The sequence below is a fragment of the Rhodococcus sp. NPDC058505 genome, assembly GCF_042720095.1.
In the GTDB taxonomy this organism is placed as follows: Bacteria; Actinomycetota; Actinomycetes; order Mycobacteriales; family Mycobacteriaceae; genus Rhodococcus_G.
Map to the genome: position 1 here is coordinate 42,475 of NZ_JBHXNB010000007.1, position 14,973 is coordinate 57,447.

Genomic DNA, 14,973 nt, shown 5'->3' on the forward strand with positions numbered 1-14,973 from the left:
GGCGGTCAGCGGAAGTGGTCGGCGTGCGCGGCCGCCCACGCGGCGTGGCTCGTCGCGGGCTGCCCGGTCACGTCGGCGACCGTGGTCGTCGCGGCCTGCGGCGCACCCACCATCGAGGCGATGGCCTCATCCACCACGATTCGGGTTCACCGGACAGGTCGACAATGTGCTCGACTCCCGCGTCCCTGGCCATGGCAACCACAGTGCGCACCGTCTCGGGCGCCGGTGACGAGGATCGTCATCGGCCGTCGGCTCGCCGCGCCACCACGGCCTCACCGTGCCGCTTCGGGACACCGGCATCGGTGACCATCACCCGTCCGGTCGCTGTGACGGTCATCCGAAACGCCCCTCCCACATGTCCACCCCGCTCGCTACGACGTCGGGTCGTATGCCACGATATGCGAGCAATCCGCATACCCGCACGAGCAGGAGGATCGGCCGTGGCCGCCAGCGAGCCCATCGTCACCAGCAAAGTCGACACCGCCGAGGTGCCCTCTGCGGAATGGGGCTGGAGCGGTGAGGCGCCGCGACTGTTCCGCTTCCTCGGCTGGTTCTTCGCCGCGTTCCTGCTGCTCTACACGGTCGGCAACCACGAGGGCCGGGTCGAGGACCTGTGGCTCGTCGGCCTCGCCGCCGGCATGGTGTTCCTGCTCGTTCGCGACATCATCCGTCGCCGCAAGCCGCGGTAGCCACCCGTCCACGACAACGGCCGCGCCGCTCCGGAAGGAGCCGCGCGGCCGTTGTCGTGGGTGGCGCTCAGTTCTCGGCGGCCAGCTGCCCGCAGGCGGCGGCGATCTCCTGGCCGCGGGTGTCGCGGACCGTGCAGGACACGCCCTGCGCGATGACGCGGCGCACGAACTCGCGTTCGACGTCCTTCGGGGCCGCGTCCCACTCGCTGCCCGGGGTCGGGTTCAGCGGGATCAGGTTTACGTGCACCAGCGGACCGAGCGCCTTGTGCAGCTTCTTGCCGAGCATGTCCGCCCGCCACGGCTGGTCGTTGACGTTCTTGATCAGCGCGTATTCGATCGACACCCGGCGCCCGCTCCGGTCGGCGTAGTACCGGGCGGCGTCGAGGACCTCGGCGACGGACCACCGGTTGTTGACCGGGACCAGGGTGTCGCGGAGCTCGTCGTCGGGGGTGTGCAGCGACACCGCCAGTCGCACCGACATGTTCTCGTCGGCGAGCTTGCGGATTGCGGGCGCCAACCCGACCGTCGAGACGGTGACGGCACGCTGCGAGATGCCGAGGCCGTCCGGGGCGGGCGAGGTGATCCGGCGGACCGCGGCGACCACCCGCTTGTAGTTGGCGAGGGGCTCCCCCATCCCCATGAACACGATGTTCGACAGCCGACCGGGCCCGCCCTCGATGTCCCCGTCCCGCATCGCGGCTGCCGCCGCCCGCACCTGGTCGACGATCTCCGCGGTCGACAGGTTCCGATCAAGGCCGCCCTGCCCGGTCGCACAGAACGGGCAGGCCATGCCGCACCCCGCCTGGCTGGAGATGCACAGCGTCGCCCGGTCGGGGTAGCGCATCAGCACCGATTCGAGCAGCGTGCCGTCATGCGCCTTCCACAGCGTCTTCCTGGTGGTTCCGTCGTCGCACGCGACGTGCTTGACCGGGGTGAGCAGGGTCGGGAACAGCCGCTCCGCGACCGCCTCCCGGACCGCGGCGGGCAGATCGGTCATCCGCTCCGGGTCGGCCTCGAGCCGGGCGTAGTACTGGCGGGCGAGCTGATCGGCGCGGAAGCCCGGCAACCCGAGGTCCTTGACGGCGGACTTGCGGCCGTCGGCGTCGAGATCGGCCAGGTGGGTGGGCGGCATGCCGCGGCGGGGAGCGTCGAACACGAGGGGCAGGGAAACGGCCATAGTGTCCCCAGTGTTCCATCGGCCGGGGCGACATGCGAACTTCCCGAGCGGGATGCGCGTGCAATCACACATCCGGTGCATGATGATCGGTCCATGTCCCCCACCGACGGACCGCACCGCGACGACTCGGACCCTGCCGACCGTGCGGACCAGCCGCCCGGCCCGACACCGGCGGTCCCGGCCCCGGAGCCCGGACCGCACCCGGCGGCGTCCGGGACCGCCGACACCCCGCCGGGGCACCCCCGCCTCGGTCACACCAAGGCGGCCGCCACCTGGACCGGCCTGGTCATCGGGACGCTGGTGCTGATCCTGCTGCTGGTGTTCATCCTGCAGAACCTCGACTCGGTGACGTGGAACCTGTTCTGGTGGGAGTTCTCGCTCCCGCTTGGCGTCAGCCTGTTGCTTGCCGCGATCGCCGGCGCGCTGATCATGGCGTTGGCCGGCGGGGTGCGGATCATGCAGATCCGCCGCCTCGCGAAGCGGTCGACGTCGGGCTGACGCCGGGTCAGCCGCCGAGCAGGCCCCGCGGAGCCCGTCGGGTGTGGATCCGGTACCGCACGTCCAGCGCCAGTCCGGGGGTCTGGGCGAACGCCAGATCCGCGATCTTCTCGCCGAACTCGATCCCGAGGACGGCCCGCAGCGCGCGGCGGTCCTCGAACTCCCACCGGGTCGGCACCCGAACGAGGTCGAAGCCCTGCGCCGCGAAGAACGCCTCGACGACGGCCGGGTCGTAGTGCGGCAGGTCGGCGCGCATCCAGTCCCCGTAGCCGGGGGCGGTGGCGTCCAGGTCGACGACGGCGAGGACGCCACCGGGGCGCAGCACCCGCATCGCCTCGGCGATGCCGGGCCCGCAGCCAGGTCCGAAGAAGTACGCGGTGCGCGCGTGCACGACGTCGACGCTGCGGTCCGCGAGCGGCAGCGCCTCCGCGGTCCCCGCCAGCACCCGGACCCCGGCCAGCGAGTCGGTGCGCGCCCGCGCCGCCGCAACCAGCGGCGGGTGCGGCTCGACCCCGGTGACGCTGCCTGCGGCCGCCGCGAATGTCGGCAGGTGGAACCCGGTTCCGCAGCCGACATCGACGAGGTCGCGACCGGCCCAGTCCGCGACCCGGCGCAGTTCCGCGAAGATCGCGCCGTCCGCGTCCTGGGCGCGGTTCTCCACCTCGTAGATCCGCGGCCAGTGCCAGATGTTCGGGCTCGGGATCGGCCGCCCGTGCGGCGGCCTGCGCCGGGTCACAGCAGCGCCGTGAGCACCAGCCAGGTCACGAACGCCGACGGCAACAACGAGTCGAGCCGGTCCATGATGCCGCCGTGCCCGGGCAGCAGGGTGCCCATGTCCTTGATGCCGAGGTCCCGTTTGACCTGCGACTCGATCAGGTCGCCGAGGGTGCCGGTGAGCACCAGCACGACGCCGAGCAGCACGCCGATGAACGGGTTCGCGTCGAGGATGAGGGTGACGGTCGCGAGCGAGCCGATGATCGCGAACAGCAGCGACCCGCCGAGGCCCTCCCAGGACTTCTTCGGGCTGATCGCGGGCACCATCGGATGCTTGCCGAACAGGACGCCCGCGGTGTAGCCGCCGACGTCCGAACAGACGACACCAATCATGAACACGAACACCCACCTGTTGCCGCCCTCGTGGGTGACCATCAGGGTTGCGAACGCCGCGAGCAGCGGGATCCAGGCCGCGACGAACGTGGTGATCGCGGTGTCCCGCAGATAGTTTCGCGGCGCGGACCGCAGCCCCTGCGCCAGCAGCCGCCACACCATGCACACCAGGACGGTGCCGGCGAACCCGGCGAGCACCCCGGTCGTCCCGTACGGCCAGCCGAGCCAGATCGTCGCCTGGCCGCCGAGCAGCAGCGGGATCAGGGGGACGGAGACGTCGCTCTCCCGCAGCCGCTTCGCCACCTCCCAGGTGGCGATCGCCATCGCCGCGGCGACGATGCCGAACCACACCATGGGCACGAACAGCAGCGAGGCGATCACGAGGGCGCCGAGACCCGCCCCCACCGCGATCGCGGCGGGTAGGTTTCGGCCGGCCTTGGAGGCGACGGCGGTGGTCATGCCGTCCGGATGGGGACCATCCGTCCCATCGTGGCGCGCGGCGCCGGTGGGACTGTCGGTGGGCACCGCCTAGACCTCCATCAATTCGGCTTCCTTGTGCTTGACCAGCTCGTCGATGTGCCCGACGTACTTCGCCGTGGTCTTGTCGAGCTCCTTCTCGGCGCGGGCCACCTCGTCCTCGCCTGCCTCGCCGTCCTTCTGGATGCGGTTCAGCTCGTCCATCGCCTTGCGCCGCACGTTGCGGATCGCGACCTTCGCGTCCTCGCCCTTGGCCTTCGACTGCTTAACGAGCTCGCGGCGGCGTTCCTCCGTCAGCTGCGGCACCGACACCCGGATCAGGGTGCCGTCGTCGGTCGGGTTGACGCCGAGGTCCGAGTTCCGGATCGCGTTCTGGATCGGCCCCAGCTGGGCCTGCTCGTAGGGCTTGATGACCACGAGCCGGGCCTCCGGAACGGTGATCGACGCGAGCTGCGAGATCGGCGTCATCGCGCCGTAGTACTCGATCGCGATCCGGTTGAACATGCCGGGATTGGCCCGCCCGGTGCGGATTCCGCCGAGGTCGTCCTTCGCCGACGCGACGGTCTTCTCCATCTTCTCCTCGGCATCGAAGAGCGCTTCATCGATCACGGTGTTCCTCCAGGCTCGCGGGGGTGGCTGCGGATGGTGTGATGGTCACGATTTCACCAGGGTTCCGATCTTCTCACCGGACACCGCGCGCGCGATGTTGCCCTCGGTGAGCAGGTTGAACACCATGATCGGCATCTGGTTGTCCATGCAGAGGCTGAAGGCGGTCGCGTCGGCGACCTTCAGGCCCCGCTCGATGACCTCACGGTGGCTGATCTCGGTGTACATCGTCGCGGTGGGATCGAGCCGGGGGTCGGCGGTGTACACGCCGTCGACGGCCTTGGCCATCAGCACGACCTCCGCGCCGATCTCGAGGGCGCGCTGCGCGGCGGTGGTGTCGGTCGAGAAGTACGGCATGCCCATGCCCGCACCGAAGATGACGACGCGCCCCTTCTCCAGGTGACGGCGCGCCCGCAGCGGCAGGTACGGTTCGGCGACCTGACCCATCGTGATGGCGGTCTGCACACGAGTGTCGATGCCTTCCTTCTCCAGGAAGTCCTGCAGCGCAAGGCAGTTCATGACGGTGCCGAGCATGCCCATGTAGTCGGAGCGGGCCCGGTCCATGCCGCGCTGCTGCAGTTCGGCGCCGCGGAAGAAGTTGCCGCCGCCGATCACGACCGCGACCTGCACCCCGGATTCCACCACGGCCTTGATCTGCCGGGCGACGGTCTGCACCACGTCCGGGTCGAGGCCGACCTCGCCGCCACCGAACATCTCGCCGCCGAGTTTCAACAGGACGCGCTTGAAGCCGTCACGTCGGGCAGTGGTGTCGGTTGAGGCGGATTCGGTCATGGCTCTCTCTCGTCTCACGGCCGCGCAGATGGTGCGACCAGCATGAATCGGCCACCGTCGGCGGTACAGCCACAGATGACCTCTCCATCCTGCCCTATCCACCCGCGCGAACCACCGTCGGGTGCGACTTCGCGCCCGTGCGTGATTCTTACCCCAGTGGGGGTAAGAATCACGCACAGTGCCGCAGGCACGCGAACGGCCCCGTCACCGGGTGGTGACGGGGCCGTTTCGGCGGTGGTGCCCGCGACTAGCTGGCGCCGACCTCGAACCGCGCGAAGCGGACCAGGGTCACGCCCGCCTCGTCGAGCAGGGCCTTGACGGTCTTCTTGCTGTCGGTCACCGAGGACTGCTCGGTCAGCACGACATCCTTGAAGAAGCCGTTGACGCGACCCTCGACGATCTTCGGGAGGGCTGCTTCCGGCTTGCCCTCCTCCTTCGCGGTCTGCTCGGCGATGCGACGCTCGTTCTCGACGACATCCGCGGGGACCTCGTCGCGGGTCAGGTACTTCGCCTTGAGCGCGGCGACCTGCATGGCGGCGGCGCGGGCGGCCTCGGCCGCCGCGTCACCCTCGCCGGTGTACTCGATCAGCACGCCGACACCGGGCGGCAGGTCGGACGCACGCTTGTGCAGGTAGGTCGCGACCGGGCCGTCGAAGGAGACGACGCGGCGCAGCTCAAGCTTCTCGCCGATCTTCGCGGACAGCTCCTGAACCAGGGCGTCGACCGTCTTGCCGTCGACCTCGACCGCCTTGAGGGCGTCCAGGTCGGCAGGCTTCGCGGCGGCGGCCGCGGCGACGACCGTGTCGGCCAGCGCCTGGAACTCGGCGTTCTTGGCGACGAAGTCGGTCTCGGCGTTGAGCTCGAGCATCACGCCGTCCTTGGCGATGACCAGGCCCTCGGCGGTGGACCGCTCGGCGCGCTTGCCGACGTCCTTCGCGCCCTTGATGCGCAGCAGCTCGACGGCCTTGTCGAAGTCGCCGTCGGTCTCGGTCAGCGCGTTCTTGCAGTCCATCATGCCGGAGCCGGTGAGCTCGCGGAGCCGCTTCACGTCAGCGGCGGTGTAGTTCGCCATCGGGGGCGAGCCTCCTCGAATGAGTGTCTGGATGGGGAGCGAAACGGCCCCGACCCGGCCGTGCAGCGATGGGTCGGGGCCGGATCAACTAGGCCTGCGGGGCCTCGGCGTCGGTCGCGGGCGCGGCCTCGGCGGCGGGCGCAGCCTCGGCGTCGGCGGCGGCGGCGGGCGCAGCCTCGGCGTCGGCGGCGGGCGCGGCCTGCGACAGGAGCTCCTGCTCCCACTCGGCGAGCGGCTCGGCGCCTGCCTCGGGCTTGCTGTCGTCGGCGGCGTTGCGGCCGGCGCGGGCCTGCAGACCCTCGGCGACGGCGGACGCGACGACCTTGGTCAGCAGCGCGGCGGAGCGGATGGCGTCGTCGTTGCCCGGGATCGGGTAGTCGACGAGGTCGGGGTCGCAGTTGGTGTCCAGGATCGCGATGACCGGGATGTTCAGCTTGCGCGCCTCGGAGACCGCCAGGTGCTCCTTGTTGGTGTCGACGACCCAGATGGCCGACGGAACCTTGGCCATGTCCCGGATGCCGCCGAGGGTGCGGTCCAGCTTGGTCATCTCACGCGTGAGCATGAGGATTTCCTTCTTGGTGCGCCCCTCGAAGCCGCCGGTCTGCTCCATGGCCTCGAGGTCCTTCAGGCGCAGCAGGCGCTTGTGGACGGTCGTGAAGTTGGTGAGCATGCCGCCGAGCCAGCGCTGGTTCACGTACGGCATGCCGACGCGGGTGGCCTCTTCGGCGATGGACTCCTGCGCCTGCTTCTTGGTGCCGACGAACAGGATGGTGCCGCCGTGCGCGACGGTCTCCTTGACGAACTCGTACGCCTTGTCGATGTACGTGAGCGTCTGCTGCAGGTCGATGATGTAGATGCCGTTGCGGTCCGTGAGGATGAACCGCTTCATCTTCGGGTTCCAGCGACGGGTCTGGTGCCCGAAGTGGGTTCCACTGTCGAGCATCTGCTTCATGGTCACAACAGCCATGGCTGTGTACCTCTTTCATTTCCGGTTGACGCAGGCGGTCGGGTGACCCCTGCCCTGGCGCCCACCAACCCTCGGACCTGCACGAATGCGGGACCAGCCGAGGGCTGCTTGTCGATGCGCGGGCGCGCGAAGTCGGACTGCGCGAACACAGACCGCGTGTCGAGTGTACGGGGTGCACGGTGCAGCTCCCAATCGGCCTCCGCGGGCTGTGGAGAACGCGCGGAATTCTCCCCAGGGCGCGGTCGCGGGCTCCCGCGGCTGACCGGGAACGGTCAGGGTGGGGAGATGCGACTGCCGATGCTCCTCGGGTTCTGCGCCGCTCTGCTGCTCGGCGCCGCCGCCCCCGCCGCGGCCGCTGGCTTCGGCTGGCCCCTCACCCCCCGTCCGATCGTGGTGACCCCGTTCGATCCGCCCGCCCGCGACTGGCTGGCCGGGCACCGCGGCGTCGACCTGTCCGCCGCCGCCGGTCAGCCGGTGCTGGCCGCCGGCGACGGGGTGGTGGCCTTCGCAGGCGAGGTCGCGGGCAAGCCGGTGGTGTCCGTCGACCACCGCGGCGGGCTGCGGACGACCTACGAGCCGGTGCTGGCGAGCGTCCGGGTCGGGCAGCGGGTGGCCCGGGGGGCCGGGCTCGGCACCCTGGCCGCGGGGCACCCGGGCTGCCCCGGCAGCTGCCTGCACTGGGGGGTACGCCGCGGACGGGACGTGTACCTGGACCCGCTTGCCCTGCTCCGGCCCGGCCCGGTCCGGCTGAAGCCGCTCCATTCCTGACCGGGAGGCGGGGTGTCAGGCCCGCTCACACGACCGGGGCGGGCGTCAGGCCCGCGGGTGGGCCTGATCGTGCACCGCACGGAGCCGGGCGACGGACACGTGGGTGTAGAGCTGAGTGGTCGCGAGGCTGTTGTGGCCGAGCAGTTCCTGCACGACGCGCAGGTCGGCGCCGCCCTCAAGCAGGTGGGTTGCCGCGGAATGCCGCAGGCCGTGCGGCCCGAGGCTCGGCGCCCCGGGGACCGCTTCGAGCACCTCATGCACCACGGTCCGCGCCTGCCGCTGGTCGAGTCGCCGACCCCGTTTGCCCAGCAGCAACGCCTCGCCGGACCGGGGATTCGCGAGGGCGGGACGCCCGACGCGCAGCCACAGGTCGAGGGCGGCGGCGGCGGGCCCCCCGAACGGGACCGAGCGCTGCTTGTCGCCCTTGCCAACCACGCGAACCACCCGCCGCTCGTGGTCGACGTCGCCGAGGTCGAGTCCGCACAACTCTCCAACCCGAATTCCGCTGGCGTACAGCATCTCCACGATCAGCCGGTCCCGGAGTGCCACCGGATCATGCTGCGCGGCACCCGATTCGGCGGCCCGCATCGCATCCTCGGCCTGACCCTGCCGGAGCACGGCCGGCAGCGTCCGATGCGTCTTCGGGGACGCCAGCCGGACCCCGGGGTCTCGTGGGATGCGGCGGGTGCGGGTGAGCCAGGCGGTGAACGTGCGGGCGGATGCGGTGCGACGCGCGAGGGTGGTGCGGGCAACGCCCGCGGCGGCCTGCCCCGACAGCCAGGCCCGCAGGGTGGCCAGGTCCAGATCCTCGAGTCGGGCGTCGGGGTCGGTCGCGACCACATGCGCCAGCAGCGACCGCACGTCACCGAGGTAGGCGCGGACGGTGTGCTCGGATCTGCCGCGTTCGAGCCGCAGGTGGTCGGCGTACACGTCGAGGAGGTCGGCGAGGCGTGCGGGAAGTTCGGCGGGCCCGGCATCCTGCGCGTCGGAGGTCATCCCCAAAAGATCACCCCGCCACGGGAATAAAGCAAGCACACGCGCCGCTGGTACTCCCATGTGATGCGTGCGATACCGGTTCCGATGCTGTTGACCCTCGCCCTGTTGTCGGCGATCGCCCCGCTGGCGACGGACATGTACCTGCCGGGACTTCCGATGCTCGGCGACGACCTGTCGACATCGGACTCGACCGTGCAGTTGACGTTGACCACGTTCATGGCCGGGCTCGGCATCGGGCAGCTGATCGTCGGGCCGCTCTCCGACGGGTGGGGGCGCCGCGGGCTGCTGCTCGGCGGCACCGCGGTGTTCGCGCTCAGCGGGATCCTGTGCGCGATCGCGCCGTCGGCGGGTGTCCTGATCGCGGCGCGTCTGGTGCAGGGGTTGAGCGGCGGTGCCGCGATCGTGCTGGCGCGGGCGGTGATCGCCGACCGCGCGTCGGGTGACGCCGCCGCGAAGCTGTTCTCGCTCATGATGATCATCGGCGGCGTTGCCCCGGTGGTCGCACCGATGGCTGGCGGTGCGCTGCTCGGCCCGATCGGCTGGCGCGGCATCTTCTGGGTGCTCGCCGTCGCGGGCGTGGTGATGGTGGTGGGCGTGCTCGCCCTGATCCCGGAGACGCTGGCGCCGGACCGCAGGCACGGCGGTGGTCTCGCCGCGCTGGCCCGCAACGGCAGGTACGTGGTGTGCAATCGCCGGTTCGTCGGCTACGCGCTGGCGTTCATGTTCGGGTTCGGCGCGCTGTTCTCCTACATTTCGGCGTCGCCGTTCGTGGTGCAGGACGTCCTCGGCCTGACCGCAGGACAGTTCTCGATCGTGTTCGGGGTCAACTCGGTCGGCATCGTGCTCGGCAGCATCGTCAACACCCGCCTGATCGGGCGATTCCACGCCAGCCAGTTGCTCACCTTCGGCGTCCTGCTGGTCACCGCGGCCGGTGCCGCACTGGTCCTGGTGGTGGCCGTCGGCGGCATCGGCCCGGCGGCGGTGCTGCCGTTGCTGTTCGTGGTGACGACGGCGATCGGTTTCATCATGGGCAACGCGACCGCGCTCGGCCAGGCCGAGGTGCCCGACGCCGCAGGCACCGGGTCCGCGGTGATGGGGGCCGGACAGTTCGGCCTTGCCGCGCTGGTCGCTCCGCTGGTCGGCGGATCTGCGGCGGGCATGGCGATCAGCATTCTGGCCTGCTCGGTCCTCGCGCTGGTCGCGCTGCTCACCCTGGCCCGGCCCGCGACGGCCCCGACCGCCGAGCCTGCGCCGGCGGTCACCGGCTGACGGTCAGCCGCCCGGTTCGGCCGCAGCAAGCTCGGACTTCCAGACCCGAAATCCTTCCTCGGTGCGGCCGCGGCGCCAGTACCCGGAGATCGACGCCCACTCGGCCCGCACGCCCCGCTCCCTGCGGATGTACGGGCGCAGCCCGTGCATGACCGCCTGTGCCTCACCATGGATGAACACCTGGGGTTGGCCGGGCCACCAGTCGGCGGCGGTGACCGCCGCGATCAGTGGGGCGTGCTCGCCCGCGCGGTCGTCGCCGACCTCGTCCGCCGCGCCGCCGCGGTGGATCCAGGTGATGGCGGCGTCGGCGGCGGTGGGCAGGGCGATCTCGTCGCCGGGCCCGGCGACCTCGACGAAGACCTGTGCGCGGGCACCCGCGGGTAGCGCCTCAAGCGCAGCGCCGATCGCGGGCAGCGCGGATTCGTCCCCGGCGAGCAGGTGCCAGTCCGCGTCGCGGCGCGGCGCGTACGCTCCGCCCGGTCCACGCAGCCGCAGCTGTTCCCCCTGCCGGGCGGTCGCCGCCCATCGACCGGCGACGCCCTCGTCGCCGTGAACCACGAAATCAATTGCGATTTCCCGGCTCCGGTCATCGACCCGGCGCACCGTGTAGGTCCGCAGCACGGGTTCGGTGTCGGTACCGAACACCAGCTTGACGTAGGCGTCGGCGTACCCGTTGGGGACGAACTCCTCGAATCCCGGGCCGCCGAGGTACACCCGCACCAGGTGCGGGGCGAGTTGCTCGGTGCGTTGCACGGTCAGTGTGACGGTCGGCCGCGTCATCCTCGAACCTCCAGAGAATTAGGATTACCTAACTGTACGCGGGCGCGTGGTGGCGTCGCCAGCCGCACGATTCGGTACGGCGAGATGGACCCTGCTGACATACTCCTTCGGTCGCAGCCCCTTCCATCGGAGGATCATGAAACTCGCTCGTCGCATCACGCCCGCCGTTCTGCTCGTCGCCGCCGCCGTGCTGACCGGCTGCTCGTCCCCCTCGGAGGCCGACACGGCCGCGGACACCGGGTGCGTGGACGTCGGCCTTCCCAACGCCACCGCCGAGGAACTGGTGGACGTGCTCCGGCCGCAGCCCGCGGGCGAGCCCGACGACGCCTACCGTCAGCTGGCCGCGCAGTTCGAGGAGTCCCGGGATGCCCGGATCGCGCAGGTGCAGTCGGGTGCCGTGTTCACCGCGATCCCGGAGGGCGGGGATGCCGCCTTCGTGAAGGCCGTGTGCGGGCAGTCTCGTTGGGATGCGACCACCACCCCCGACGGCACCGAGGTCCCGTCCCAACGCTCGCAGCGCGCCGCGATCGTCGCCGCCGGGCACAGCTTCTGCGAGACCTACGAGCACCTGCGCCCGTCGGCCGTCTCGACCGACGCCTGGTCGGACTGGAACGGCTACGTCGAGATGATGACCCGCGGCGACGACAGCGCCGAGGCCAAGCAGCTGTACTCGTCGGCGCTCGAGAACCTCTGCCCGCAGTTCGGGGCCTAATCGTCCCTGCGCCTCACCCGCGCCGGTACCACCCGGTCTCGTCCCTCCCGACCAGCCCCATCAGTTCGAGCGTCGGCAGCGCCCCCCGCACCGCGTCGACGGTCCGGCCCGACGACTCGGACAGCTCCCGCACCCCGGCCGCACCCGACGACGGGAGCGCCTCGTACACCAGCGACTCGGTCTCACCGAGTGCGTCGAGTCGGCGGGCGGGCCCGGACGCGGTGTCCCCCACCGTGATCGGGCCCGCCACGTCGACGACGTCCGCTGCCGTCGCGGCCAGCCGGGCGTCCCCGTCACGAATCATCCGGTGGCATCCCACCGAGGCCGCCGACGTGACCGGCCCCGGCACCGCGAGCACCGGCCGACCGAGCCGGGCGGCCCACGCGGCGGTGTTGCGTGCCCCGCTGCGGGCGCCCGCCTCCACCACCAGCACCGCGTCGGACAGCCCCGCCACCAGCCGATTACGGGCCAGGAACCGGTGGCGCGCTGGCGGCGTCCCCGGCGGGTACTCGCTCAGCACCAACCCGGTCTCGCCGATCTGCCGCAGCAGCCGCGCATGACCGGCCGGGTAGGCGCGGTCCAGCCCACACGCGAGCACCGCGACGGTCGGCGCGCCCGCCGCGAGGGCCGCGCGATGCGCGACCCCGTCGATCCCGTATGCGGCCCCGGACACCACCGTCCACCCGGCACCGGCGAGGTCGTCGACGAACTGCGCGGTCACGTGTTCCCCGTACCCGCTCGCCGCCCGGGTCCCGACCACGGCGATCGCCCGGTCGGTCAGCTCGGCCACCGACCGCGACCCCAGCACCCACACCGCCAGCGGAATCGTCGCCTCCCGATCACGTCGGGCATCGATCCCGCCGAACGCCAACAACTTCCAGGAAGGCCAGTCCTCGTCGTCCGGGGTGAGCAGTCGGCCGCCGAGGCGGTCGAGGTGGTCGAGGTCGCGTTCGACGGTGTCGAGATGTCTGCGCGCCTCGGTCCGGGTGCGCAACACCTCCGGTAGGTCCGCCTCCCGGACCGCGCGGGCGGCCTCCAGCGGCCCGACCGCGTCGACCAACTCGACCAGCGGCGCGCACGGCCCCTGCGCGACCGCGGACAGATACGCCCACGCTGCGGCCCGGTCACCGGCCCGGGCGCTCACGCGCCCCACCGGTCCCGGAACCCGAGTGCGAAGCCGACCTGATCCGTCCCCGGAACCGTCAGGCCGGCCAGGTCGGCGAGGGTCCAGGCGACCCGCAGCGCGCGGTCCGCCCCCCGCGCGGTGATCTCCCCCGCCCGCAACGCCCGCTCCATCCCGGCGAGCGTGTCCCGGCCGAGCCGGAACCGCTGCCGCAGCACGGGCCCCGGAACCTCGGCGTTGGTGCGCCACCCGAAGTCGCGCCACCGCTCCACCGCCGCTGCCCTGGCCTGCTCGACGCGTTCCCGCACCGCCGCGGTGCCCTCGCCGCCGTCCCCGTTGAGCGCGCCGACGGAGACGGCGAACATCTGCACCCGCAGGTCAACCCGGTCCATCAACGGCCCGGACAGCTTGCCGAGGTAGCGCCGGCGCGCGGTCGGCGCGCAGATGCAGTCCTCCATCCGCGGCGGCGCGCACGGACAGGGGTTCGCCGCGAGGATCAGCTGGAAACGTGCCGGGTAGACCGCGACCCCGTCCCGTCGGGCGATCCGCACCTCACCGTCCTCGAGCGGGGTGCGCAGCGCCTCCAGGGTCTTGACGCCGAGCTCGGCGCATTCGTCGAGGAAGAGCACGCCGCGGTGCGCGCGGCTGACCGCCCCGGGTCGTGCCATCCCGGTTCCCCCGCCGACGAGTGCACTGATCGAGCAGGTGTGATGCGGGGCGACGAACGGCGGCTCGGTGATCAGCGGCCGATCCGTGGTCAGCAGCCCCGCAACCGAATGGATCGCGGTCACCTCGAGGGACTCGTCCTCACTGAGGGACGGCAGGATCCCCGGAAGTCGTTGCGCGAGCATCGTCTTCCCGATCCCCGGTGGACCCGTCAACATCAGGTGGTGGGCGCCCGCCGCCGCGACCTCCAGCGCGAGCCGGGCCTCATCCTGCCCGGCGACGTCGCCTAGGTCGGGCACCGTGCGCTCGGCACTGCGGTCCCGCTCCCCCGGACCGGCCAGGACCAGCTCACCGCGCAGCCATTCGACGACCTCCCGCAGGTCGCGGGCACCGAGCACGTCAATGCCGTCGACCAGCCCTGCCTCCGCGAGCGCGACGTGCGGTACCACGACCGTCGTCCACCCCGCGTGCTTGGCGGCGAGCACCGCGGGCAGCACGCCGCGGACCGTCCGCAGCCGACCGTCGAGTGCCAGCTCGCCAAGCAGCACACTCTTCTCCAGGTCCCCGACCGGAACGACGCCAGCGGCGGCGAGGACGGCGCACGCGAGCGCCAGGTCGTACGCGGACCCGCCCTTCGGCAGCGTCGCGGGCGACAACGCCAGGATGATCCGCGAATCCGGCCACTTCTCGCCGGAGTTCGTCACCGCGGCCCGCACCCGGTCCCTCGACTCCTGCAGGGCGGTGTCCGGCAACCCGACCAGGTGCGTGCCAGGCAGGCCGCGGCCGAGGTCGGCTTCGATCTCGACCAGTTCCCCCTCCACCCCGCGGACCGCGACCGAGTGGGCCCTCCCGAGCGCCATCAGAACACCGCCTCGAGGTGCGTCAGCTCCGGCGCGGAACCGGGCGGCACCAACACCGACACCACGTCGAACCGGACCCGGCGCCACCCCCGCGGCTGCTCCCGCAGCCACAGCCCGGCAAGTCGCCTGATCCGGGCCCGCTTCGCGTGGGTCACCGCCTCGGCCGGCGTCCCGAATCCGCGGCCGGTGCGGGTCTTGACCTCCACGAACACGACCGCGCCGTCGTCCTCGGCGATCACGTCGAGCTCGCCGTACCGGCACCGCCAGTTGCGGTCCAGCACCACCATCCCCCGCCCGAGCAGATGCCCGACCGCGAGCTCCTCCCCGAACGCTCCCAACTCCACATTGTGTGCCATGCCACCACCCTGCACCGGGTACCGAGCGCGGCCACCGGCGTCACCTGGGGATTCGGGC

The 14,973-nt window shown here is 71.6% G+C and carries 18 protein-coding genes; 5 read left to right on the plus strand and 13 right to left on the minus strand.

Going from position 1 to position 14,973, the window contains the following annotated elements; translation table 11 throughout:
• Positions 1 to 5: 5 nt before the first annotated feature.
• Entirely contained in the window at positions 6 to 134 is a 129-nt protein-coding gene (locus tag ACFWPA_RS07775; protein ID WP_378569941.1) for a hypothetical protein, read from the minus strand.
• A gap of 264 nt (positions 135 to 398) precedes the next feature.
• On the opposite strand from ACFWPA_RS07775, the gene ACFWPA_RS07780 reads away from it, so the two are divergent.
• Positions 399 to 689, plus strand: coding sequence for a DUF2631 domain-containing protein (locus tag ACFWPA_RS07780; RefSeq protein WP_378569942.1), 291 nt, complete (start codon positions 399 to 401; stop codon positions 687 to 689).
• 67 nt (positions 690 to 756) lie between these two features.
• Here ACFWPA_RS07780 and rlmN read toward each other — a convergent pair whose 3' ends face one another.
• Positions 757 to 1,866: a 23S rRNA (adenine(2503)-C(2))-methyltransferase RlmN gene (rlmN, locus tag ACFWPA_RS07785; RefSeq protein WP_378506648.1), complete on the minus strand. Its 1,110-nt coding sequence runs from the start codon at positions 1,864 to 1,866 to the stop codon at positions 757 to 759.
• Between the two features lie 93 nt (positions 1,867 to 1,959).
• On the opposite strand from rlmN, the gene ACFWPA_RS07790 reads away from it, so the two are divergent.
• Positions 1,960 to 2,364 carry a lipopolysaccharide assembly protein LapA domain-containing protein gene (locus ACFWPA_RS07790; protein ID WP_378506647.1) on the plus strand — a complete coding sequence of 135 codons (405 nt, stop codon included), beginning with the start codon at positions 1,960 to 1,962 and terminating at the stop codon, positions 2,362 to 2,364.
• Between the two features lie 7 nt (positions 2,365 to 2,371).
• On the opposite strand, the gene ACFWPA_RS07795 is transcribed toward ACFWPA_RS07790, so the two are convergent.
• The 6 genes from ACFWPA_RS07795 to rpsB form a co-directional block, all read right to left on the minus strand.
• The gene (locus tag ACFWPA_RS07795) at positions 2,372 to 3,100 is read right to left on the minus strand and encodes a methyltransferase domain-containing protein (RefSeq protein WP_378569943.1); all 729 of its coding nucleotides are present in this window, start codon (positions 3,098 to 3,100) and stop codon (positions 2,372 to 2,374) included.
• Complete coding sequence (locus ACFWPA_RS07800) at positions 3,097 to 3,930, minus strand: phosphatidate cytidylyltransferase (RefSeq protein ID WP_378506645.1); 834 nt, start codon at positions 3,928 to 3,930, stop codon at positions 3,097 to 3,099. The genes ACFWPA_RS07795 and ACFWPA_RS07800 overlap by 4 nt, the downstream gene beginning before the upstream one ends.
• A 69-nt stretch (positions 3,931 to 3,999) precedes the next feature.
• Positions 4,000 to 4,557, minus strand: coding sequence for a ribosome recycling factor (gene frr / locus ACFWPA_RS07805; protein ID WP_378506644.1), 558 nt, complete (start codon positions 4,555 to 4,557; stop codon positions 4,000 to 4,002).
• A gap of 45 nt (positions 4,558 to 4,602) precedes the next feature.
• Positions 4,603 to 5,346, minus strand: coding sequence for a UMP kinase (gene pyrH, locus ACFWPA_RS07810; protein ID WP_378506643.1), 744 nt, complete (start codon positions 5,344 to 5,346; stop codon positions 4,603 to 4,605).
• 247 nt (positions 5,347 to 5,593) lie between these two features.
• Positions 5,594 to 6,418: a translation elongation factor Ts gene (gene tsf, locus ACFWPA_RS07815; RefSeq protein WP_378506642.1), complete on the minus strand. Its 825-nt coding sequence runs from the start codon at positions 6,416 to 6,418 to the stop codon at positions 5,594 to 5,596.
• A gap of 88 nt (positions 6,419 to 6,506) precedes the next feature.
• Positions 6,507 to 7,385, minus strand: a complete 879-nt coding sequence (gene rpsB, locus ACFWPA_RS07820) for a 30S ribosomal protein S2 (RefSeq protein WP_378506641.1) — start codon at positions 7,383 to 7,385, stop codon at positions 6,507 to 6,509.
• A gap of 285 nt (positions 7,386 to 7,670) precedes the next feature.
• Here rpsB and ACFWPA_RS07825 point away from each other — a divergent pair, with 285 nt between their 5' ends.
• Complete coding sequence (locus tag ACFWPA_RS07825) at positions 7,671 to 8,153, plus strand: M23 family metallopeptidase (protein ID WP_378506640.1); 483 nt, start codon at positions 7,671 to 7,673, stop codon at positions 8,151 to 8,153.
• A 45-nt stretch (positions 8,154 to 8,198) separates the two neighbouring features.
• On the opposite strand, the gene ACFWPA_RS07830 is transcribed toward ACFWPA_RS07825, so the two are convergent.
• Positions 8,199 to 9,149 carry a tyrosine recombinase XerC gene (locus tag ACFWPA_RS07830; protein ID WP_378506639.1) on the minus strand — a complete coding sequence of 317 codons (951 nt, stop codon included), beginning with the start codon at positions 9,147 to 9,149 and terminating at the stop codon, positions 8,199 to 8,201.
• A gap of 84 nt (positions 9,150 to 9,233) precedes the next feature.
• On the opposite strand from ACFWPA_RS07830, the gene ACFWPA_RS07835 reads away from it, so the two are divergent.
• A complete protein-coding gene (locus ACFWPA_RS07835) occupies positions 9,234 to 10,418 on the plus strand; it encodes a multidrug effflux MFS transporter (protein WP_378506638.1) in 1,185 nt (394 codons plus the stop codon).
• A gap of 3 nt (positions 10,419 to 10,421) precedes the next feature.
• Here the strand turns inward: ACFWPA_RS07835 and ACFWPA_RS07840 are convergent, their stop codons facing one another.
• On the minus strand, positions 10,422 to 11,198 hold the full coding sequence (locus ACFWPA_RS07840) for a siderophore-interacting protein (protein WP_378506637.1): 777 nt from the start codon (positions 11,196 to 11,198) through the stop codon (positions 10,422 to 10,424).
• A 136-nt stretch (positions 11,199 to 11,334) separates the two neighbouring features.
• Here ACFWPA_RS07840 and ACFWPA_RS07845 point away from each other — a divergent pair, with 136 nt between their 5' ends.
• Positions 11,335 to 11,910 carry a hypothetical protein gene (locus ACFWPA_RS07845; protein WP_378506636.1) on the plus strand — a complete coding sequence of 192 codons (576 nt, stop codon included), beginning with the start codon at positions 11,335 to 11,337 and terminating at the stop codon, positions 11,908 to 11,910.
• A 13-nt stretch (positions 11,911 to 11,923) separates the two neighbouring features.
• On the opposite strand, the gene dprA is transcribed toward ACFWPA_RS07845, so the two are convergent.
• Genes dprA through ACFWPA_RS07860 form a run of 3 tightly spaced genes read right to left on the minus strand, consistent with a single transcriptional unit; the run spans position 11,924 to position 14,915 of the window.
• Positions 11,924 to 13,054 carry a DNA-processing protein DprA gene (dprA, locus tag ACFWPA_RS07850; protein ID WP_378506635.1) on the minus strand — a complete coding sequence of 377 codons (1,131 nt, stop codon included), beginning with the start codon at positions 13,052 to 13,054 and terminating at the stop codon, positions 11,924 to 11,926.
• Complete coding sequence (locus ACFWPA_RS07855; protein WP_378569944.1) at positions 13,051 to 14,559, minus strand: YifB family Mg chelatase-like AAA ATPase; 1,509 nt, start codon at positions 14,557 to 14,559, stop codon at positions 13,051 to 13,053. Before ACFWPA_RS07855 ends, dprA begins: the two co-directional genes overlap by 4 nt.
• Positions 14,559 to 14,915, minus strand: a complete 357-nt coding sequence (locus ACFWPA_RS07860) for a YraN family protein (protein WP_378569945.1) — start codon at positions 14,913 to 14,915, stop codon at positions 14,559 to 14,561. The genes ACFWPA_RS07855 and ACFWPA_RS07860 overlap by 1 nt, the downstream gene beginning before the upstream one ends.
• Between the last annotated feature and the right edge of the window lie 58 nt (positions 14,916 to 14,973).